Source organism: Salegentibacter sp. T436 (assembly GCF_001932675.1).
GTDB lineage: Bacteria > Bacteroidota > Bacteroidia > Flavobacteriales > Flavobacteriaceae > Salegentibacter > Salegentibacter agarivorans.
Genome location: NZ_CP012872.1, coordinates 832,136 through 852,455 on the forward strand (window position 1 = coordinate 832,136; position 20,320 = coordinate 852,455).

The 20,320-nt window shown below is 38.0% G+C and carries 18 protein-coding genes and 1 pseudogene; 8 read left to right on the plus strand and 11 right to left on the minus strand.

Annotated features, from left to right (window positions below; genetic code table 11):
• Nucleotide 1: 1 nt before the first annotated feature.
• The 8 genes from AO058_RS03630 to AO058_RS03665 form a co-directional block, all read right to left on the minus strand.
• Nucleotides 2-1,756, minus strand: coding sequence for a BatD family protein (locus AO058_RS03630; protein ID WP_075325285.1), 1,755 nt, complete (start codon nucleotides 1,754-1,756; stop codon nucleotides 2-4).
• Between the two features lie 58 nt (nucleotides 1,757-1,814).
• On the minus strand, nucleotides 1,815-2,705 hold the full coding sequence (locus AO058_RS03635; RefSeq protein WP_232228885.1) for a tetratricopeptide repeat protein: 891 nt from the start codon (nucleotides 2,703-2,705) through the stop codon (nucleotides 1,815-1,817).
• A gap of 58 nt (nucleotides 2,706-2,763) precedes the next feature.
• Nucleotides 2,764-3,810 (minus strand): VWA domain-containing protein, encoded by a 1,047-nt coding sequence (locus tag AO058_RS03640; protein WP_075325287.1) that lies wholly within the window; start codon nucleotides 3,808-3,810, stop codon nucleotides 2,764-2,766.
• A gap of 20 nt (nucleotides 3,811-3,830) precedes the next feature.
• On the minus strand, nucleotides 3,831-4,835 hold the full coding sequence (locus AO058_RS03645) for a vWA domain-containing protein (RefSeq protein WP_075325288.1): 1,005 nt from the start codon (nucleotides 4,833-4,835) through the stop codon (nucleotides 3,831-3,833).
• Nucleotides 4,835-6,469, minus strand: coding sequence for an LPXTG cell wall anchor domain-containing protein (locus AO058_RS03650; RefSeq protein WP_075325289.1), 1,635 nt, complete (start codon nucleotides 6,467-6,469; stop codon nucleotides 4,835-4,837). Before AO058_RS03650 ends, AO058_RS03645 begins: the two co-directional genes overlap by 1 nt.
• A gap of 6 nt (nucleotides 6,470-6,475) precedes the next feature.
• The gene (locus AO058_RS03655; protein WP_075325290.1) at nucleotides 6,476-7,342 is read right to left on the minus strand and encodes a DUF58 domain-containing protein; all 867 of its coding nucleotides are present in this window, start codon (nucleotides 7,340-7,342) and stop codon (nucleotides 6,476-6,478) included.
• Between the two features lie 66 nt (nucleotides 7,343-7,408).
• On the minus strand, nucleotides 7,409-8,413 hold the full coding sequence (locus AO058_RS03660) for an AAA family ATPase (protein WP_075325291.1): 1,005 nt from the start codon (nucleotides 8,411-8,413) through the stop codon (nucleotides 7,409-7,411).
• 135 nt (nucleotides 8,414-8,548) lie between these two features.
• Nucleotides 8,549-9,367: a DUF4382 domain-containing protein gene (locus AO058_RS03665; RefSeq protein WP_075325292.1), complete on the minus strand. Its 819-nt coding sequence runs from the start codon at nucleotides 9,365-9,367 to the stop codon at nucleotides 8,549-8,551.
• Nucleotides 9,368-9,520: 153 nt separating this feature from the next.
• Between AO058_RS03665 and AO058_RS03670 the strand changes: the two genes are divergently transcribed.
• From AO058_RS03670 to AO058_RS03685, 4 genes are all read left to right on the plus strand, one after another.
• Nucleotides 9,521-10,270 (plus strand): SDR family NAD(P)-dependent oxidoreductase, encoded by a 750-nt coding sequence (locus AO058_RS03670; RefSeq protein WP_075325293.1) that lies wholly within the window; start codon nucleotides 9,521-9,523, stop codon nucleotides 10,268-10,270.
• A 175-nt stretch (nucleotides 10,271-10,445) separates the two neighbouring features.
• Nucleotides 10,446-11,582 carry an ATP-binding protein gene (locus AO058_RS03675; RefSeq protein ID WP_075325294.1) on the plus strand — a complete coding sequence of 379 codons (1,137 nt, stop codon included), beginning with the start codon at nucleotides 10,446-10,448 and terminating at the stop codon, nucleotides 11,580-11,582.
• Nucleotide 11,583: 1 nt separating this feature from the next.
• Entirely contained in the window at nucleotides 11,584-12,312 is a 729-nt protein-coding gene (locus AO058_RS03680; protein ID WP_075325295.1) for a metallophosphoesterase family protein, read from the plus strand.
• Between the two features lie 164 nt (nucleotides 12,313-12,476).
• The gene (locus AO058_RS03685) at nucleotides 12,477-13,481 is read left to right on the plus strand and encodes an acyl-ACP desaturase (protein ID WP_075325296.1); all 1,005 of its coding nucleotides are present in this window, start codon (nucleotides 12,477-12,479) and stop codon (nucleotides 13,479-13,481) included.
• 159 nt (nucleotides 13,482-13,640) lie between these two features.
• Here the strand turns inward: AO058_RS03685 and AO058_RS18615 are convergent.
• From AO058_RS18615 to AO058_RS03700, 3 genes and pseudogenes are all read right to left on the minus strand, one after another.
• Nucleotides 13,641-13,745: pseudogene (locus AO058_RS18615) on the minus strand (YkvA family protein); the annotation flags it as partial.
• A 463-nt stretch (nucleotides 13,746-14,208) separates the two neighbouring features.
• The gene (amaB, locus tag AO058_RS03695; protein ID WP_075325298.1) at nucleotides 14,209-15,762 is read right to left on the minus strand and encodes an L-piperidine-6-carboxylate dehydrogenase; all 1,554 of its coding nucleotides are present in this window, start codon (nucleotides 15,760-15,762) and stop codon (nucleotides 14,209-14,211) included.
• A 61-nt stretch (nucleotides 15,763-15,823) separates the two neighbouring features.
• A complete protein-coding gene (locus tag AO058_RS03700) occupies nucleotides 15,824-16,366 on the minus strand; it encodes a 3-hydroxyanthranilate 3,4-dioxygenase (protein ID WP_075325299.1) in 543 nt (180 codons plus the stop codon).
• Between the two features lie 201 nt (nucleotides 16,367-16,567).
• Here AO058_RS03700 and AO058_RS03705 point away from each other — a divergent pair, with 201 nt between their 5' ends.
• From AO058_RS03705 to AO058_RS03720, 4 genes are all read left to right on the plus strand, one after another.
• Nucleotides 16,568-17,644, plus strand: a complete 1,077-nt coding sequence (locus tag AO058_RS03705; RefSeq protein WP_075325300.1) for an isoaspartyl peptidase/L-asparaginase family protein — start codon at nucleotides 16,568-16,570, stop codon at nucleotides 17,642-17,644.
• Between the two features lie 128 nt (nucleotides 17,645-17,772).
• Nucleotides 17,773-18,615: a phospholipase A gene (locus tag AO058_RS03710; RefSeq protein WP_057480990.1), complete on the plus strand. Its 843-nt coding sequence runs from the start codon at nucleotides 17,773-17,775 to the stop codon at nucleotides 18,613-18,615.
• A gap of 70 nt (nucleotides 18,616-18,685) precedes the next feature.
• Entirely contained in the window at nucleotides 18,686-19,174 is a 489-nt protein-coding gene (locus AO058_RS03715) for a GbsR/MarR family transcriptional regulator (protein ID WP_057480989.1), read from the plus strand.
• A 15-nt stretch (nucleotides 19,175-19,189) separates the two neighbouring features.
• Nucleotides 19,190-20,314, plus strand: coding sequence for an efflux RND transporter periplasmic adaptor subunit (locus AO058_RS03720; protein ID WP_057480988.1), 1,125 nt, complete (start codon nucleotides 19,190-19,192; stop codon nucleotides 20,312-20,314).
• Nucleotides 20,315-20,320 lie beyond the last annotated feature (6 nt).

Genomic DNA, 20,320 nt, shown 5'->3' on the forward strand with positions numbered 1-20,320 from the left:
ACTAAATCTCTTTATCCAGTTTTGAAATTACTTTTACAGCTTTATCGTAATCTTCCTGCTGCGCAGAATTTGACGCTGGGGTGTACCTCGCAAACTCGCAGCTTTTTAAAACCTCAATAAATTCTGCAGAAGTTTCATCGGGAACATTTTTTTCCTTCAAAATTTCTAAAATGCGTTCTTTACTCATTTCAGAAGTTTGAATATGAAGTTTCGCTTTTAAATAATTGTGCATTGCACGCTCTAAAGATTCATAAAAAGCCTGCTGATCGCCAAGGTTCTTTTTGGCTTCAGAAAGGTATTTTCTTGCCAGTTTATTCGCTTTTTTAAGTCGGTTTCCATGTACATCGGCGGCAATGGCTTCTCTCTTTTTTCCGAATAAAATAAAGAGCGGAATAGCTGCAAAAGGCAAAAGTAACGATCCCCAATAAGTCCACGACCTAAAAAAGGCTTGTTGCTCTAACGGCCTAAGATTGGTTTGGGTTTTTATAAACCTAAACTGTTCTGAAGGTAAATTAACCGCGCGCTTACTGTTTTCTGCAATTCTACCACCCGAAGTACTAACCGGACCTTCTTCTACATCTATTAAAATTTCCTGGGAAGACAAACTCTTATAAGTTTGCGTTTTTGGATCAAAATATGAAAAAGTTAATGGCTGAATTGGATATTGACCTTTTCTGGTAGGCACAATAGTGTAAGAATCTATAATACTTCCCTGTTTTCCATTTAAAGTAGTGGTAACGTTTTCGGTTCTTTGTGGATCATACATTTCAAGTGAAGATGGTACCTCAAGCGAGGGTAATTCAAATAAATTTAAGTTCCCATTTCCTCTAATTTCAACCTTTGCTTCCAGGGATTCTGAAGCATCCAGCTTATCTTTAGTGGTGCTCACATCTAAACTAAATTGTCCCACGGCGCCGGTGAAACCAGCAGGTTTCCCTTCGGGCAATGGTCTTACATCGACTGTTCTAGTGCCCGCAGCAACAGTTTTATTTATAGTTTTATAAATTCTACTGCCAAAAATGTCACGCCTGTCACTTGGTACATCTACCGAAACTGACAGAGTAAGTGGTTCAAGCTCTAATTTACCGGTTTTCTGGGGATAAAGCACCGCCTTTTTAAGTACTACATAGCGATATGGCTCTCCCTGATATTCCCCATTTTCCGGTCTTAATTCCCTTATTTCAATATTCTGACTCCAAAAATCTGAAAACTTAGGGCTATCTACTTCCCTGAAATTGCTCACGCTAATTCGCGGACTCACAAATAACTTATAAACCACGGTTATCCCTTCGTTTAAATAAGGATTGGGATTGGACACTTCAGCAACTAAATGCAGGTTATCTGAAGCTATAAGATCTGAATTATCACCATCGGTTGGCTGGTCTACCGCAGCGGTAACCTGGATATCTATAGGGGTGGTTTTATAAATCTTGTCGTCTATGGTAATTTCAGCCTGGGCAATGGTTTTGCTTCCGCGGGAATTGGGCTGTAAATAATAAGAATATGTTTTTGAATATGTACGATCCCCATTAATCCAGCGATTACTCACCGACTGGTTTGGGCCGCCTACAACGGTAAAACCATCAAAAGAGGGAGGACGAAAATTATCGCCATCCTGGTTCATTTCAAAATCTACCCTAAGGCGTTCGTTTACCCCAAGTTTGTCCTTGCTCACTTTTGCTTCGAACTTTACCTGGGCCTGTAAACCAAAGCCGGTAAATAATAAAATGCTAAGTATTAAAAACTTCACCTTCATCTATAAAATTCCTTTCTTTAAGATAAGTATGATTTTGGAAAGAAGTGTATCAAAAATTTTACCAATCTTTTTCAGATTGCACTTTGGCACCTTTTTGTTTTTCCGCATTTACTTTATCCTGCACCTTTCTTTCTTCATTATTCATCGCTTCCAGTAAACTCTGAATTTGCTCTGGAGACAATTGTCCCTGCGCGGGTTGAGGCTGGCCTTGCTCTGGTTGCTGCTCTTCCTCTTGCTCGTCGCCCTGGCCATCTTGCTGCTCCTGATCATCCTGGTCGCCTTCCTGTTCTTCCTGATCCTTATCCTGTTGATCCTGATCACCTTCATTATCTCCCTCACCATCCTGATTCTGCTGCTCCTGGTTTTCCTGTTCCTGGTTTTGATCTTGATTTTCCTGATCCTGATTTTCCTGATCTTCATTCTCATCATCGCCACCATCCTGGTTATCTTCCTGGTTTTCCTGTTCCTGTTCCTGTTCCTGTTCCAGCATCTTTTTAGCCAGGGCTAAATTATAGCGGGTTTCATCGTCAGTTGGGTCGTTTCTTAAAGCATCTTTATAGGCATCTACCGCTTCCTGATACATTTTTTGCTTCATATAAGCATTTCCCAAATTATGGTTGGCTTTGTGCCTGGCAGTTTTCGTGTCTGCAACCTCAGCCGCCTGTTTAAAACGTTGTGCAGCCTGTGGTGCATTTTCACGGGTATAATACATATTTCCCATATTATATCGCGCGTCTGCATTCTCAGCATCTTTGGCAATAGCTTTTCTATAAGCCGCCTCGGCTTCCGGGAAATTATTTTCTCCTAAAGCAACATCAGCTTCCTGCATAAATTGCCGGGCTTCCTTTTGGGCTTTTTCTTTTTCTTTATCACTTTGTTGCTGGGCTAATACCGGAAGTCCAAGTACCAACCCAAAAAACACACATAAACTAACTCGAAGAAAGCTCAAGGATAAATTTAAATCTCGATTATCGAGTAATATGTTTGCTGAAAAACCTCTCATTGAATCACTCCTCTGTCTTTCTTTTTTCGTTGAATAAATTAAGCTTCCTTATCCAGCCGGTCTTGCGTTCTAACATAAATACATCCAGTAACAGCAATAAGATTGCCAAACCAACAAACCACTGAAACTGCGATTTATAATCGGCAAATTGTTTTGCTTCAAATTCTGTTTTTTCAATGGTAAGCAACTCTTCCTGAACTTTTTCGGTTACTTCAGCAGTTATACTACCATCAATATATTCTCCATTTGTTTCGCTCGCAATTTGCTCTAGAATTGCCGGATCAAGTTTTGTAATTACGGTTTCGCCCTGGTTGTCCTTTTTATAATTCTGCACCACTCCATTCCTTTTAATAGGAATTGGTCCTCCCTTGGTGGTGCCTACACCTATAGTATAAATTCTAATCCCGGCTTCAGCGGCTCGTTCCGCCATATCTTCAACATTACCCTGGTGATCTTCGCCATCGCTTAGAATAAACATCACCCGGTTGGTTTGTTGGTTATCGTCAAAAAAGCCGGTAGCTAAATCTATAGCATCTCCAATGGCGGTTCCCTGCGAGGAAATCATATCGGTATTTAAACTTTCCAGGAACATCTCTGCCGAGCCGTAATCTGTAGTAATTGGCAACTGCGGAAAAGCGCTCCCTGCATAGGCGATAATTCCCACGCGATCGCTTCCCAGGTTGCCTATTATTTGTCTTACCAATTGCTTCGATTTTTCTAATCTATTGGGCGCAATATCTTCGGCCTCCATACTTTTAGAAACATCTACCGCAAAAACAATATCCACACCTTCGCGTTTTACTGTTTCTAACTGTGAACCTAATTTAGGATTTACAAGGCCAAAAATTAAGCTGGCAAAAGCGCCAAGGATGAGCAATAATTTTAAAACAGGCTTAAATGCCGATTTGTTTGGGGATAAAAAACTTAGAAGCTCGGGTTTGGCAAACCTTGAGCGTGCACGCTTCTGCCAAAGCCTAAAAATAAGGTATAGCAAGATTACTACCGGAAGGAGTAGTAAAAGCCATAAATATATTTTTTCTTCTAAGATCATTAAAACTTTCTTTCTAATTTTTAAATAAAGCCTCTAAATACTGTATACCGCAAGATTATTTCAAAAAGTAATAATCCTAAAGCCAGTAAAGCATAAGGCCTAAATTTTTCGGTATAATTATAATACCTGAATTCTTCTATTTCAGATTTCTCCAGGCTGTCTATTTCTTCATAAATCTCTTCGAGGGTTTCATTATTGGTAGCTCTAAAGTATTTCCCGCCGGTATCTGCAGCAATTTGCTGCAATAAAGCTTCATCTATCTCTACTTTTTGCACCCCATATTGAAACTTTCCGTTAGGCAAAATATTTACTGGAGTTAGGGCATTTCCATTACTTCCCACGCCAATTGTATAGACTTTAATGTCGAATTCCACAGCGAGCTCGCTGGCTATTTTAGGATCTATAAACCCGGAGTTATTTACCCCGTCGGTTAATAAAATGATCACTTTACTTTCGGCATCACTATCTTTTAAACGGTTAACCGAAGTTGCCAAACCTGAACCAATTGCCGTTCCGTTTTGTAATACATTACTGTATTCAATTTCTTCAATAGCTCTTAAAGCAATACTTTTATCGCTGGTAATGGGCGTTTTTGTAAAACTTTCTCCAGCAAAAAGCACCAAACCAATCCTATCTGTAGGCCTATTTTCTATAAATTCAGCTCCTACTTCCTTTACAGATTCCAGTCGATTAGGTTCAAAATCGCGGGCCAGCATACTTGCCGAAACATCTATAGCCATTACAATATCTATACCCCTAATGTTGCTGCTTTGCGTGGTTACATCTACCGTTCTTGGACGGGCCATTGCAGTTATTAACAGGGCCAAGGCTAGTAAGCGTAAGACAAAAAGTATAGGTTTTAATTTTGAAAGCAGCGATTGCTTTACCTTAAAACCTTTTACACTAGACATTCTAAGTTCTGGAGTTTGCTGCTTTCGTTTCCAGAAATACCAGGCCGTTGCCGGCAGAAGCAGCAAAAGCAGCCAGAAAAATTCTGGATTTTCGAATGTATAATTAGCAAACATCAATTAGACTGATTTCTTAATTCTATAGAACTTTCTACTCGTTGTAATATTTCTTCGGCATATTTATCATCCTCATCAAAAACTACCATAACCTGCTGAAATCCGCCATTTTCTCCCAGGTTTATAATAGCATATTGCTTTTGAATTGGGCCGCCGGTAATTGGATTTTCAAGATTAAAAGTTCCAAAAACCTTAATTCCCTTGGCGCTATCTAAAGTTGAAAATTCTTCTTCTTTCATAATAATATTACGGGCTCCCTGGTTTTCCAGGTTTTCATAAATACCGTCTACTGCCTTATCAAGGTTAAAATCACTTTGCGGATTTACCGGCCCAGTAATTAATAAAATATATAAATTACTCTCCAGTGTTCCAGAATCAAAAGTTTCACTTCCCAGAAGCAATTCCTGTAGCTCATTGTCCCTATCTACAGCCTTTCTTACCAGTACCTCTGGAGTGGTTATGGTTACACTTGGTGTGCCGTATTCACTTCTAATCCAGTCGCCCTCCAGCAATTCTTTGGTCTCATTTCCCAAAACCGAATCTTTTACATAATCAAATCCTCTGGTATTTACCAAAACCACTATTACAATAATTCCCAGCACCAACACACCACCAATTATGGCCAGAATTTTATTTCTTCTTTTTCTTCTTAATTTCTCTGTTCGGTATTTTTCATCCTGCATCAATTCTTCCTCGGTTGGCTCAGGAACTACCTGGCGAATGTCTTTTATAAGATGCTCGGTTTTAGTTCTATCACTTTTTGCGGTAATTACATCGGGGCGCGAATTAGCAAATTTGGCTAAATCGGCGCGTTTTAATAATTGCTGAAAATTATCTATAGATTTATCTTTTAAACTTAATTCTCCCGCTTGTTTTCTTAATTCCAGGTACGCAATAAGTTCTGAGGTTGTACTCTCCAGTGCCCTATCGTAAATTTTTCTGTCTAAATATTTTCTAACAATAAAGGCAAGATTTGAGTAATATTCCTTGATTTCCCTGTCTTGCAACAAAGAAGAATTATCTAATTGTTTTAACTCGAACATGGCCTGCTCGTAAGGTGGTAATTCGGGTTCTGCTTCTTTTCTTTTCTTTCTTCTTCTAAAAAAGTAAAAAGCAAGTCCAAGAATTACTAAAGCGGCAAGTAACCACCAAATCCAGTTCGGAATACTAAAAGGTTTTGGAACATCTACCGCCGGTTTTATAGGATACATTTTCTGGCGAGTGGTATCCACCTTCACATCGGCAACCTCAACTCTAAAAGAATCGGTTAAATATTCCCTATTTTGAATAATAATTTTTTGCTGCGGAATAGTATATGCACCGGAATCGAACTGCGTAAGCGAATATTTCTTTAAAAGCCTGAAACGATCTTCAACTGTGGTAGTATCGGCCCCTAAAGATTCCACCATTTCCATTGGGTCAAAAGTTTGGCCCTCAGGGAAAACCACCAAATTGGTAGAATCAGTTTCTACTTCAATACTATAAATTATTTGTTCTCCAATTTTTATGGAAGTTGAATCTATGCCAGCATTAATTTGAGGTTGCTGGGCGAAAGCTGAAAAAGACAACAACAAAAAAAGCAACAAGGCCGCCGCTTTAAAACTATTTAATGTTGTTGTAAATCTATTATTCATTTGTTTCTAACCTCTTCTTTTAAAATAACCCAGTAATTTTTTCACATAACTCTCGTCAACACGATTGTTGATAACGCCAGCTCCACTTAGGGTAAAACTTTCGTTAAAATAAGCAGCTCTTTCGCGATAATATTCAGCATAATTTCTTCTAACCGATTTAGAGCCTGTATTTACAGTTACATACTCGCCGGTTTCCTCATCCAACATTTGTACCAATCCTAAATTTGGAATTTCCTCCTCTGCCGAATCGTAAACCCTTATTCCGGTGACATCGTGTTTATTACCCGCAATCTTTAAAGTTTGCTGGTAATCATCATCCATAAAATCTGAAAGCATAAAGACAATCGCCTTTTTCTTCATCACATTAGAAAGGTATTTTATGGCTACCGCGATATCAGTTTTTTTAGATTGCGGTTTAAATTCTATTAATTCCCTGATAATTCTAAGCACGTGATAACGCCCTTTTTTAGGCGGAATATAAAGCTCTATTTTGTCTGAAAAAAGCATCAGCCCAATCTTGTCGTTATTTTGGGTAGCCGAAAAAGCTAAAGTTGCAGCAATTTCGGTAATCACATCTTTTTTAAGCTGATTTTGTGTGCCGAAGAATTCTGAACCCGAAACATCTACCATAAGCATCATGGTAAGTTCACGTTCTTCTTCAAAAACCTTTACAAAGGGCTCATTGTAGCGAGCGGTAACATTCCAGTCTATACTTCTAACATCATCGCCAAATTGGTACTGCCGCACTTCACTAAACGTCATCCCACGACCTTTAAAAGTAGAATGATATTCCCCGCCAAAAACGTGATCGCTCAAACGCCGGGTTTTTATTTCAATCTTTCTTACTTTTTTTAAAAGTTCTTTGGTATCCATCAGGAAGCGGTTGTGTGTTTACACAGCAATTATTGGAAAATGCGAAAATTAAGTGAACTACAAGGTTTATGGAACTTCAATCTCGTTCACTATTTTATGCACAATATCTTCTGAAGTTACATTTTCGGCTTCCGCCTCGTAGGTAATTCCAATTCTATGGCGAAGCACGTCTAAAACCACGGCTCTAACATCTTCTGGAATTACATAACCACGACGTTTTATAAATGCGTAACATTTTGAAGCCCGCGCAAGGTTAATACTTCCCCTTGGAGAAGCGCCAAAACTTATTAAAGGTTTTAGATCTTTTAAATTATATTTTTCAGGATTACGAGTGGCAAAAATAATATCAAGAATATATTTTTCAATTTTCTCATCCATATAAACTTCCCTGGCAGCCTGTTGTGCACGTAAAATTTGCTCAATGCTCACCACCGGATTCACTTTTGGGAATTCCCCTCTTAAATTGGCGCGCATAATTAACTGCTCGTCGTTAATTTCGGGATAATCTATTACGGTTTTCAGCATAAAACGGTCTACCTGGGCTTCAGGTAAAGGATAAGTTCCTTCCTGTTCCACCGGGTTTTGCGTGGCCATTACCAGAAACGGTTTATCTAAAATAAAGGTCTCTTCGCCAATGGTTACCTGCTTTTCCTGCATAGCTTCCAGTAAAGCCGATTGTACTTTGGCTGGAGCCCGGTTAATCTCATCTGCCAGAACAAAATTTGCAAAAATGGGTCCTTTTTTAATACTGAAATCATTCAGCTTCATATTATAGATCATAGTACCCACAACATCTGCAGGCAAAAGGTCTGGAGTAAACTGAATTCTACTAAAGCTACCGTGAACGGCTTGAGAAAGGGTATTAATAGCCAAGGTTTTTGCCAAACCGGGAACACCTTCCAGCAAAATATGGCCCTGCCCCAATAAACCAATAAGCAAGCGCTCCATCATATGCTTTTGCCCTACTATTACTTTATTGACTTCAGTATTTAGTAAATCTACAAAAGCACTTTCCCTCTCTATTTTTTCATTTAAACTTGCAATATCTACAGAGGCGTTGTTATCTATCATTTTATGCGTATTTAAGACCGTGAATTCGAGGCCGCAAATTGGAAAATTATTAGCGTTTCTGCTGTTAATGTATGGTTAAAAAACAAAAAAGCGGCTAAAAATAGCCGCTCTTTTTTTATAAGGGAAATCTTTTAATTATTCCAAATAAATAGTTTCCAGATCTTTTGCTTCCCCCTGTACTACTTCGACATTGTCTTCGGTAATGGCATCATACCCAGTTTCGGCATCTGGAGTTACAATAACTTTATAAGTTCCTGCCGGCACCCCGTGCAGCGCAAAATTGCCGTCTTCGTCAGTATAAGCCGAAATAGTATGACTTGCATTCTGAGCTTTTACCAAAGATTTTCTATCGTTAGGATGTACTTCGCCTACAATAGAACCGGTATTAGCCATAGCAGACATTCTAATTACAGGTTTAAGGATGTAACCTCCATTCCCGGTTGTCACGATAGATTCGTCTACATCAAAATCCAGAAGGTATTCGTAGCTTTCTCCTGCTTCCAGCTCTTGTTGCACATTTAATTTTAATCCAGATTGTTGTGCACTTGGGGTAGCCATAGGATTCTCTTCTCCATCAATTACCACCACATTGTCTGGTCCTAAAACCAGTCTTATTTGATCAAGATAACCTGCAGGAATTTCAACATCGGCCAGTAATTGTGATACTCCGCCGGTTAATTGTAGAAGGTCATAACGGCCAGTTTCTACATTAGAAAGGCTTTCCCATTCCGCTTCTTCTTCGCCAACGGCGGCTTCTGTTTTAATCATTACATCCTGCACATCTACCCAAACTTCATCGTAGTCTCCGGGGGCATCTGTCATTCTAACCGTTAATTGGGCGTTGCCTTCTTCCACTCCGTTTTCATCATCATCACTACAACTGGTAAATCCAAAAGCAACTACTGCCGCAAGCAATAAGCTTTTTAATTTTAGGTTCTTCATCGTTCTTTTCATAAATAGGTTTATTAATTGTTTAGAGAGGAAAACGCAGCATCATTGAATAAATTTTATCCAGATGACTAGATTAACTAAATTTAACAGGATTTTAAATTGCATTTATACATTTAAGCTAGTTTCTTGTAGAAGCTTTATAACTTAGAAAAACTTATGAAAACTGCACTAATTACCGGCGCCACCAGTGGAATTGGAAAAGCTACCGCCAATGCTTTTGCAAGAGAAGGCATTAATTTAATTCTCTGTGGAAGAAGGGAAGAACGTTTAGACGAATTAAAAAAAGAATTGTCAAAAAGGGTCGCGGTTTATACCCTTTGTTTTGATATTCGTGACAAAGCTGCGGTTTTTGAAAAAATAAATGGACTTCCAGAGAAATTCAGCAAAATTGATATTCTAATAAATAATGCCGGAAACGCACACGGTTTAGACCCCATACAGGATGGAAATATAGACGATTGGGATGCCATGTTAGACATTAACGTAAAAGGTCTGCTATATATTAGCAAAGCAATTTTTCCAAAAATGATAAACCAGGGAACCGGGCATATTATTAATATTGGATCTACCGCAGGGAAAGAAGTCTACCCTAACGGAAATGTTTATTGCGCAAGCAAATACGCGGTAGATGCCTTAAACCAGGGAATGCGTATAGACCTCAACAAACACGGAATTAAAGTTGGCGCCGTAAACCCGGGGCTTACTCAAACAGAATTTAGCGAAGTGAGATTTAAAGGCGACTCCGAAAAAGCGAAAAGTGTTTATGAAGGATTTCAAGCTTTACGCCCGGAAGATATCGCAGATATAATCAGGTTTGTGGTAACCCGGCCTTATCACGTAAATATTGCAGATTTAGTAGTGATGCCAACCGCGCAAGCAAACAGCACTACGGTGAATAAAAATTAATATTTCTTGAGATTTACATCCTGCAAGGTTTTAAAAACCTTATAGGTTTAGTTTTTGGAATACCCTAGGAATAAAAATATTGAAAAATGATATGGTTTAACGCAGATATGTAATGGGAAAAAGAATAGATAATAATTAAAGAGATTTCCGTCTTCACGGAAATGACAAAGTAAATATGATCAACAAACGGCTTTTAATAAAAAACTTACTCGCTCATAACGACGAGAATAGCTTTTATGATAAAAAGCTGAAGCTTAATATTGGCGAACGCGAAGGAAAAGCCAAGTTTTTAAAGCACGTTTGCGCACTTTCTAATTCCAATCCTGAAAACAATTCTTATATCGTAATTGGAGTCCAGGACGAAGATAACCGTATTGTTGGCACCGATTTTTTTGACGATAGTAAAATTCAAAACCTGGTGAATGCTTATTTAAGTAATCCGCCATTAATATCTTATGAAAATATTCCTTTTCCGCATTTGCCGGGAAACCTTGTGGTTGGCCTGGTGACCATTAAGCCCAACCACGGAAAAATATGCTCGCTTAGAAAAAACATTTGGAAATATTATGGTGGCTCGGTTTTTCTTAGAGACGGGAGCATTAGTATGCCCAAGGTTTTTGATATTACTATTAGCGATGTGAATTCAGAAGTGGTAAATTCTATAGAAAACCATTCCCATAATAATATAGAATTAACCCTGGACGGGGTGTTTGATTTTCTTCAGAAGAGAAAAGATTATAACGCCACTTATAAAGTTTTTAAAGAATATTTTGTGGTTTGTTGGGCCGGAAAAAAGATTCAGGTAAAAAATGAAACATTTTACTCCCGTGTAGATATAGAATTAATAAACGAACAGGTGAAATTGTTTTATTCAGATTTGGACCAGGTGAGTATTAGCCTTACCGAAGAACAATTTAAAATCCTGGAATATGTACAATTGGGACTGCACGATAAATACCAGTTTTATCCCTTAGAAGAGGTAACTATTCGTTTTAAAGACAGCGTGAGTTATGAGATAGAAAGCAAATTGCTATTTGAGCCACCAGAATTCGACAAGAAAACACTTTATCATATATACAACACAAACAATAAACTTCTGGAAAGACTTAAAAAGAAACTTCCGTTAAATAAACAACAAATAAAAGATCTCAAAAATTTGCCTTCAACTTATTTACTTTGTTATTTAAATAACTTTGCACAGGCAATAGACAAACTGGAAGAAGCCAAACCATTTTTAAAAGAATACAGCCAGGAAGTTTATAATTATTATAAGGAAAGTATGCGAATTTTAAGAAAAGTAAAATACAATTAATATGGGTAGAAGTATTGCCATTGGAGACATTCACGGCGGATTAAAAGCATTAATACAACTGCTTAAAAAAATTGAAGTCACCCCAGACGATGAACTAATTTTTTTGGGCGATTATGTAGATGGCTGGAGTGATTCGGCAAACGTGGTTTCCTATTTAATAGAATTCGCAAAGCAAAATACCTGTATTTTTATACGGGGAAATCATGACGATCTTACTCATCGCTGGCTGGAATCTGGAGAGCTTAATGAAAAGTGGCTGGAGCACGGCGGGCAATCCAGTATTGATGCGTATAGAAATTTTTCTTCAGAAGAAATAAAAGCGCATATCGAGTTTTTTAATCAGATGGTTAATTATTACGTAGATAAAAAAAACAGGCTTTTTGTGCACGCGGGGTTTACAAATCAACATGGTCCCGAACAGGAATACCACGATACCGGATTTTACTGGGATAGAACCCTATGGGAAATGGCACTTTCTTTAGATAAAAATATAAAGCCAGATGATATAAATTACCCAAAGCGCCTAAGACTTTTTGATGAAATATTTATTGGCCATACCCCGGTTACCCGAATTAACGAAGATGTCCCGGTAAAAAAAGCAAACATTTGGAATGTAGATACCGGCGCTGCTTTTATGGGAAAATTATCGGCTATAGATGTAAATTCAAAGGAAATATGGCAAAGTGAGCCAGTTTTTAAGCTATATCCCGAGGAGGAAGGTAGAAATTAAGACGATTTTACCAGAAAACGCCTTTACTCTTTATATCTTTGTACTTTAATGATTTTGAGTTTTATTTAAGCTGAATTATATTAGTAAAAACTAAAACACAGTTTTTGTAGCATAATTATAAATCCCAGCAGGGTTTCTAAAATACCTGCTCCAATCCACATAAAATGGCCCTCGATAATATTAGATTAGAAGTAATGAACACCGTTGAGAAAGAGGTAGACGGTTTCATTGAAAAATACCTTATCCCGGTAGAAGAAATCTGGCAACCTACAGATTTACTTCCAAATTTACAGGGAGAGGATTATATGAATGAGCTTACCCAAATTAGGGAAGAAGCAAAAGAACTTGAATACGATTTTTGGGTAGTTTTAGTTGCCGATATGGTTACCGAAGAAGCCCTCCCAACCTACGAATCTTGGCTTATGGACATGGAAGGGGTAAAACAACACGGTAAAAGCCGTGGTGAAGAAAACGCCTGGTCTAAGTGGGTTCGTCACTGGACCGGAGAAGAAAACCGCCACGGAGATACGCTTAACAAATACCTTTACCTCTCTGGTAGGGTAAATATGCGTGAAATTGAAAAAACCACACAACATTTAATAAATGATGGTTTTGACATTGGAACGGGGCGTGATCCTTATAAGAACTTTGTATATACCAGTTTCCAGGAATTGGCAACCAATATTTCGCATAAGCGTGTTGGCCAGTTAGCTAAGAAAAAAGGCAATAAAATGCTGGGAAAAATGTGTAATATTATTGCCGGAGACGAGATGAGACATTATATGGCTTACCGGGAATTTGTAAAAACCATCTTTGAACACGATCCCAGCCAAATGATGCTGGCTTTTCACGATATGATGAAAAGAAAGATTGTTATGCCAGCTCAGTTTTTACGTGAAAGCGGACAGGGAATTGCCGAAGCTTTTGAAAACTTCTCTAACGCAGCCCAAAGACTTGGCGTATACACCACTTACGATTATATTGAAATCCTTGAAAAACTAAATGGATACTGGGAAATTGATAAAATGCGTTCCCTTACCGATGAAGCTGAAAAAGCCAGGGATTATCTTATGAGATTGCCCGATAGAATGCGAAGAATTGCAGACCGTATGGCTGTTCCGCAAGATCAGCATATCTTTAAATGGGTTGAGCCTAACGGAAGAATTTAAGGCAATTTGTCTATAAAAAAATTAGACCCCACAAGTTATGAAAACCTGTGAGGTCTTTTTTTTGAATTTATTCGTGAGAAATCTTTAAAACTACACTTCCTGTTTCTTCCAAATTTTATAAGAAATTAGATCTTTTTCTATGAGATTTAGACAAAAAGCAACTACCGCAGCATCGTCTAAATAACCAATAATTGGAATAAAATCGGGGATTAGATCTATGGGCGAAAGTACATAAAGAAGAGCGCCTCCAATAGCTGCAATTACGTTAAAGGGTACTTCCCTGTAATTCCCGTTCGCATAATCTTTTAGCAAACTAAAAAGTATTACCGCATCATCCAGATAACGCTGTAATTTTCCTTTATTTTCAAATTTAGATTTTATCGCATCTTCATCTTCCAGTACATCATCTATATCTTCTTCTTCAAAATCGTCCTGAAGCTTTTTATGCTCTTTCTTAATTGTTTCGTTATCGATTTTACTCATTGTCTATTTTTTTGATGACCACAAAATATAAAATTATTATTGAAGGTTTAATTAGGGAAATGCTAAAATCTGAGAAAAAACAAACCTCACAGATTTTAAATGCTGTGAGGTTTTGTTCATAATTCCAATTAAGCTACTCCGTCATTCTTTCCCGAAACTGCGGATTATTTCAGAATCTAAGTTTTTTATAATCTACACATTAGACCCTGAAACAAGTTCAGGGTGACGATTCTATTATTAAATACTACAAATCGAATTTAATACCCTGCGCCAATGGCAATTCAGTGGTATAATTAATAGTGTTGGTTTGACGTCTCATATAGATTTTCCACGCATCAGAACCAGATTCTCTTCCGCCTCCGGTTTCTTTTTCACCGCCAAAAGCACCGCCAATTTCAGCACCTGAAGTTCCAATATTCACATTTGCAATCCCGCAATCTGAACCTTCAACCGAAAGAAAACGCTCGGCCTCCCTTAAATTGTTGGTCATTATTGCTGAAGAAAGTCCCTGCACTACCCCATTTTGTAATTCCAGAGCGTTAGAAACATCTCCGGAATATTTCATAATATAAAGCACCGGCGCAAAAGTTTCGTGCTGCACGATCTTAAACTCGTTCTTTGCTTCGGCAATGGCTGGTTTCACATAGCATCCGCTTTCATAACCTTCGCCTTCCAAAACACCGCCTTCAAATAAGATCGTACCGCCTTCTTCTACAACTTTATCTAAAGCGCTTTGATAATTTTTAACCGCATCTTTATCAATAAGCGGCCCCACGTGATTATTTTCATCTAATGGGTTTCCAATACGCAATTGCTTATAAGCTTTTACAATAGCATCTTTTACTTTATCGTAAATAGATTCGTGAATTATCAATCTTCGGGTAGAAGTACAACGCTGCCCACAGGTTCCTACGGCTCCAAACACCGCACCGATCACCGTATTTTTAATATCGGCATCTGGCGTTACGATTATCGCGTTATTTCCTCCTAATTCAAGAAGTGATTTTCCTAACCTTGCGGCCACGGCCTGGGCAACTATTTTTCCCATTCTAATTGAACCGGTAGCCGAAATTAACGGCACTCGTTTATCGTTGGTCATCATTTCACCAACTTTATAATCGCCAGTGATTAATGAAGAAATCCCTGCAGGAACATTATTTTCAGCAAAAACTCTTGCTGCGATATTTTGACAGGCCACAGAAGTTAACGGAGTTTTTTCTGATCCTTTCCAAACGCAAGCATTTCCACAAACCCAGGCTAAAGCGGTATTCCATGACCAAACCGCTACGGGAAAGTTAAATGCCGAAATAATTCCAACTATTCCTAACGGGTGGTATTGCTCATACATTCTATGCCCGGGGCGTTCAGAATGCATGGTTAATCCGTGTAACTGGCGGGAAAGTCCCACTGCGAAATCACAGATATCTATCATTTCCTGAACTTCGCCCAAACCTTCCTGGTAAGATTTTCCCATTTCGTAGGAAACCAGTTTCCCCAAAGGTTCTTTTAATCTTCTTAATTCATCATTGAACTGGCGAACCACTTCACCACGCTGAGGTGCCGGCCAGGTGCGCCATTCTTTAAAACCTGCAGTGGCAGTAGTAATTACTTTTTCGTAATCTTCTTTGGTGGTGGCTTTTACTTTTCCAATTAAAGCACCGTCTACCGGAGAATAAGATTCAATTACTTCACCACTACTAAAAAAATCTTTTCCGGTAGAAGTTCCATTATTGGTTTCCTGTAAACCAAGATCTTTTAAAGCTTGTTTAATTCCGAATTTTTCTGCTATTTCACTCATTAAATTGTAAATTTTATCTGTTCTTTTGTGTGTTTCCTGCTAAAATAATAAAATTTTTATGCTATTCCGTTTCGGCTACAAAACGCTCATCTACCGGCATTACTTCCCCGCAATTATCACAGGTACGTAATTCTTTACTTCCGTAGAAATGTTTAAAATGCTTTAAAAAATCTTTTTCAATATCTTCTAATGGAAAATAAACTTCATATAATTTATGGTTACAATTATCGCAAAACCATAATAGCCCATCTTTGCCTTCAAGTTGCACGCGTTTTCGCTCTACAACCAGCCCAATAGAACCTTCTTTTCTAACCGGCGAATGTGGCACTTTTGCGGGATGCAAATACATATCTCCAGGACTTAATTTCATCGTTTTTTTCTTACCATCTTCCTGAATATGTACTTCAATTTCGCCTTCCAATTGATAAAAAAGCTCCTCGGTTTCGTTATAATGATAATCCTTGCGCGCATTTGGCCCTGCAACCACCATCACAATATAATCTTCAGATTCTTTGTAAAGATTTCGATTGCCCACCGGCGGCTTAAGAGATTCCCGGTTTTGGTCAATCCATTTATTAAGATTAAAAGGTTTATTTACTGCCATGATTTCTAATTTATATTCCTTAAAATTACAACTTAAAGCTTAGACAAATGCCCCATTTTCTTATCTTTTTGGGCACCTTAACGGGCTATACGCTACAAGTCCTCGTCGCCTATCGGCTCCTGTGGGCTTTACGCTGCTATCCCTGGCGCAAAATAAAAAACTTAACAAAATGCGTATCTTCGACTTAAAATCACACTCAATATGAAAAAAATATTCCTTTTATTCAGTCTTTCTCTCTTTTTAGCCTGTAATATTTCAATTGAAAAAGATTCAGAAAAAAATGAATCCCCCGAAGCTGAAAAAGTTCAGGATTCCGTAGGCAATTTTGGGATTGTTATTCATGGTGGTGCCGGCACAATTCTAAAAGAAAATATGAGTGATTCTCTGGAACAGGCTTACAAAGCCAAGCTGGAAGAAGCCATAAGAACCGGGCACGAAATTTTAGCAAATGGCGGTACCGCGATAGAAGCCGTACAACGAACCATAAATGTGATGGAGAATTCGCCGCTATTTAACGCAGGGAAAGGTGCCGTTTTTACAAATGATGCCAAAAACGAACTTGATGCTTCCATAATGGAAGGAGAAACTCTAAATGCAGGTGCAGTTTCTGGAGTAACTACTGTGAAAAACCCTATAAATCTCGCCTGGGAAGTAATGAAAAATTCAGAGCACGTAATGCTTTCAGGGAAAGGCGCCGAACAGTTTGCTAAAGAACGAAATTTGGAAATTGTAGACCCAAAATATTTTTATACCGAGAAACGCTTTAAAAGTTTAGAACGTTTAAAAGCAAGAGATTCAGAAAAAACAGAGTTGGATCACGATAGCAAAACTGCATTTGTAGATCCGTTTATTAAAGATTCTAAATTTGGTACGGTTGGTTGTGCCGCTTTAGACAAAAATGGAAACCTTGCCGCAGGAACCTCAACCGGCGGAATGACTAATAAAAAATGGGGACGTATAGGAGATGCACCCATAATTGGCGCAGGAACTTATGCTAATAATAAAACCGCAGCGATTTCAGCAACCGGCTGGGGAGAGTTTTTTATACGGGGCGTGGTAGCCTACGATATTTCAGCAATGATGGAATATAAAGGAATGAGCCTTGCTGAAGCTGCAAAAGAAGTAATTCAAAACAAAAATCCCGAACTGGGAGGAAACGGTGGCATCATTGCTATAGATCGTAATGGGAATGTTTCCATGGAATTTAATACCGCTGGGATGTACCGTGCAAAAATGAACCAAGACGGCGACCTGGAAATAGGAATCTATAGCGAATAACCTTTGAAATAAGATCTTTACAAGCCCAACCTAAACGGTTGGGCTTTTTTTTAACTCAATTTTAGAATTCGTTAGTTCGGAGAATTCCGAACTAATTATAATTTTGCAAACTTCTAAATAATTTACAAATGAGAAATAAGTACGGTGTAATTCTAATATTGGTCTTTATATTCTGTTATGGAGAGGTTTTTTCACAACGTTTATCACGTGAAAAAATAAACGATACCATAGAAAATATGCCCACTTTTTCTATTCATAAGGATAATTATTTTATCACGGGAATTTCTACAAATAAAGATCTCAATTCTAAATCTGCAGATGCAAAATATCAAATTAGTTTTAAAGCATTAATTACGCGTAATACCCTACCGCTTGATACCTACTTGTTTCTCACTTATACCCAAAAAGCTTTTTGGAATATTTATGAGTTTTCAAGCCCCTTTCGCGAACTTAATTTTAATCCGGGGGTAGGCTTGGGAAAACCAGTATATAATAAAAATGATGATTTGGCCGGAATGGCCTATTTACAGTTGGAACACGAATCTAACGGGCGGGATAGTATTTATTCCCGAAGCTGGAACTCTCTTTCTTTAAGTTATCACACCGCGATAAATAAAAACCTTTTAATTAGTGTAAAAGGCTGGTTGCCATTTAAATATAAAAAGGATAATCCCGAGCTAATTGATTATGTTGGCTACGGAAAAATAAGCCTTACTTACAATTTAATTCCAGAAAAATTACTGGTAGATCTTATGCTTAGAAAGGGAATTAAAAACTGGAATGGAACGGTGCGCACCAGGTTTCTTTATAAACCTTTTAATTCTTCTAATTTCCAGGTAATGCTGGAGTGGTATAAAGGAAATGCAGAAAGCCTTATTAATTTTGAAGAAAACCGAAGTATGATTCGCGCAGGCTTCGTTCTAAAATCAGACGAATTAAACTTCCTAAAATCGCTTCCCGATGCAATTTAACAAACCTTTTAGAAATTTGGTTCGGGTTATTCGGAACTAAATATTAATTTCGCGCCTTCAATTTATTAAAATGAACAATACGGACTTACAAGCACAAAAAACACGTTTAATTGAAAAATTGGGCGTTCAGTTTGAAAAAGAGCATCAGTTAGCTCCGGTTGCAGCCAGGATTTTTGCCACGCTTATTGTTACCGGTAAAAAAGGAATCACTTTTGAGCAATTGGTAAAAGATTTAAATGCCGGAAAAAGTACGGTTTCTACTCATTTAGAACATCTTCAAACAACAAACCGTATTGAATACTACACAAAATCTGGAGACAGAAAGCGGTATTTTATTGTAAAACCCGACCTGATGGAAAACCATATTGATGAGCTCACCGCGAAGTGGGAAGCTCAAAAATGTATTCATAAAGAGGTTCTGGAATACAAGCAAAAGAGCAACGAATTGAATAAAGAAGATCCGCCTTTTGATATGGAATTTCAAAAAAGCCTGTTAGACTTTTTAGATGAAGCAACGGCAGCGCTTAATAAATTAAAGAAGAACATCAACAACCATTAATTACAATAAAAAGCAATGAAAAAGATAATTTATTTCAGTCTGTTTATAGGTGCTGCCGTTTTCACTTCCTGTTCTAACGGGAAAGAAGAACAGCAAGCAGCACAGGGCCAGGGTGCACAACCACTCCCGGTATTAGAAGTACAAACAAAGACAGTTACCGGTTTCACTTCCTATCCTACCAGTATAGAGGGTGTGGTAAACAGTCAGGTTAGAGCAAAAGTTTCTGGTTATATCACAGATGTTTTAGTAGATGCAGGAGAAAAAGTAACAAAAGGACAAAGGCTTTTTAAGCTTGAAACAGAATCTTTATCGGGTGATGCTGAAGCTGCCCAGGCAAATGTAAATGCCGCCCGGGTTGAAGTTGAAAAACTAAAACCCTTAGTTGAAAAAGATATTATTAGTGGAGTACAACTACAAACCGCAAAAGCACAGCTCTCCCAGGCCCAGGCTAACTACAACAGTATAGCTGCAAATATTGATTATGCAAATATTAAAAGCCCGGTAGATGGTTATGTAGGTAATATTAATTTTCGAAATGGAGCACTTGTATCTCCCGGAGACCCTACACCGCTTACTACGGTTTCCCAAACCGATGAGGTTTATGCGTTCTTTTCTATGAACGAGAAAGATTATATGAGTTTTCTTCAGGAAACTTCGGGCAGCAGTATAGAAGAAAAGATATCTAATTTCCCAGATGTAAGTTTAATTCTGGCCAATGGTAAAGAATATGAACAAAAAGGGAAAATTCAAACAATTTCTGGACAAATTGATCCTTCAACAGGTACAGTAACCTTCAGGGCCAAATTTCCTAATCCAAATCAACTATTATCTAACGGTAATAGTGGTAAGATTCGAGTGCCACAAACTTTTGAAGACGTAATTGTAGTACCCGAAATCTCAAGTTATGAGCAACAGGGAAGAACTTACGTTTACAAAGTTCAGGGTGATAGTTTGGCCGTTTCTACACCAATCACAGAAACTTCAAGAGTAAATAATCTTATTGTTGTTGCTTCCGGCCTTAAAAAAGGCGATAAAATTGTTGCTCAGGGCGTGGCAAAACTAAGAAACAACACTCCAATAAAACCGCAAGAAATTCCTTTTGATAGTATTGCGAATTCTATTAATACAGTATTTAAATAAGACTTT

Coding starts and splice junctions, on each gene's coding strand:
- AO058_RS03630 (WP_075325285.1), bottom strand. CDS start 1,756: ATGAAGGTGAAGTTTTTAATACTTAGCATTTTATTATTTACCGGCTTT.
- AO058_RS03640 (WP_075325287.1), bottom strand. CDS start 3,810: ATGATCTTAGAAGAAAAAATATATTTATGGCTTTTACTACTCCTTCCG.
- AO058_RS03645 (WP_075325288.1), bottom strand. CDS start 4,835: ATGTTTGCTAATTATACATTCGAAAATCCAGAATTTTTCTGGCTGCTT.
- AO058_RS03650 (WP_075325289.1), bottom strand. CDS start 6,469: ATGAATAATAGATTTACAACAACATTAAATAGTTTTAAAGCGGCGGCC.
- AO058_RS03655 (WP_075325290.1), bottom strand. CDS start 7,342: ATGGATACCAAAGAACTTTTAAAAAAAGTAAGAAAGATTGAAATAAAA.
- AO058_RS03660 (WP_075325291.1), bottom strand. CDS start 8,413: ATGATAGATAACAACGCCTCTGTAGATATTGCAAGTTTAAATGAAAAA.
- AO058_RS03665 (WP_075325292.1), bottom strand. CDS start 9,367: ATGAAAAGAACGATGAAGAACCTAAAATTAAAAAGCTTATTGCTTGCG.
- AO058_RS03670 (WP_075325293.1), top strand. CDS start 9,521: ATGAAAACTGCACTAATTACCGGCGCCACCAGTGGAATTGGAAAAGCT.
- AO058_RS03675 (WP_075325294.1), top strand. CDS start 10,446: ATGATCAACAAACGGCTTTTAATAAAAAACTTACTCGCTCATAACGAC.
- AO058_RS03680 (WP_075325295.1), top strand. CDS start 11,584: ATGGGTAGAAGTATTGCCATTGGAGACATTCACGGCGGATTAAAAGCA.
- AO058_RS03685 (WP_075325296.1), top strand. CDS start 12,477: ATGGCCCTCGATAATATTAGATTAGAAGTAATGAACACCGTTGAGAAA.
- amaB (WP_075325298.1), bottom strand. CDS start 15,762: ATGAGTGAAATAGCAGAAAAATTCGGAATTAAACAAGCTTTAAAAGAT.
- AO058_RS03700 (WP_075325299.1), bottom strand. CDS start 16,366: ATGGCAGTAAATAAACCTTTTAATCTTAATAAATGGATTGACCAAAAC.
- AO058_RS03705 (WP_075325300.1), top strand. CDS start 16,568: ATGAAAAAAATATTCCTTTTATTCAGTCTTTCTCTCTTTTTAGCCTGT.
- AO058_RS03710 (WP_057480990.1), top strand. CDS start 17,773: ATGAGAAATAAGTACGGTGTAATTCTAATATTGGTCTTTATATTCTGT.
- AO058_RS03715 (WP_057480989.1), top strand. CDS start 18,686: ATGAACAATACGGACTTACAAGCACAAAAAACACGTTTAATTGAAAAA.
- AO058_RS03720 (WP_057480988.1), top strand. CDS start 19,190: ATGAAAAAGATAATTTATTTCAGTCTGTTTATAGGTGCTGCCGTTTTC.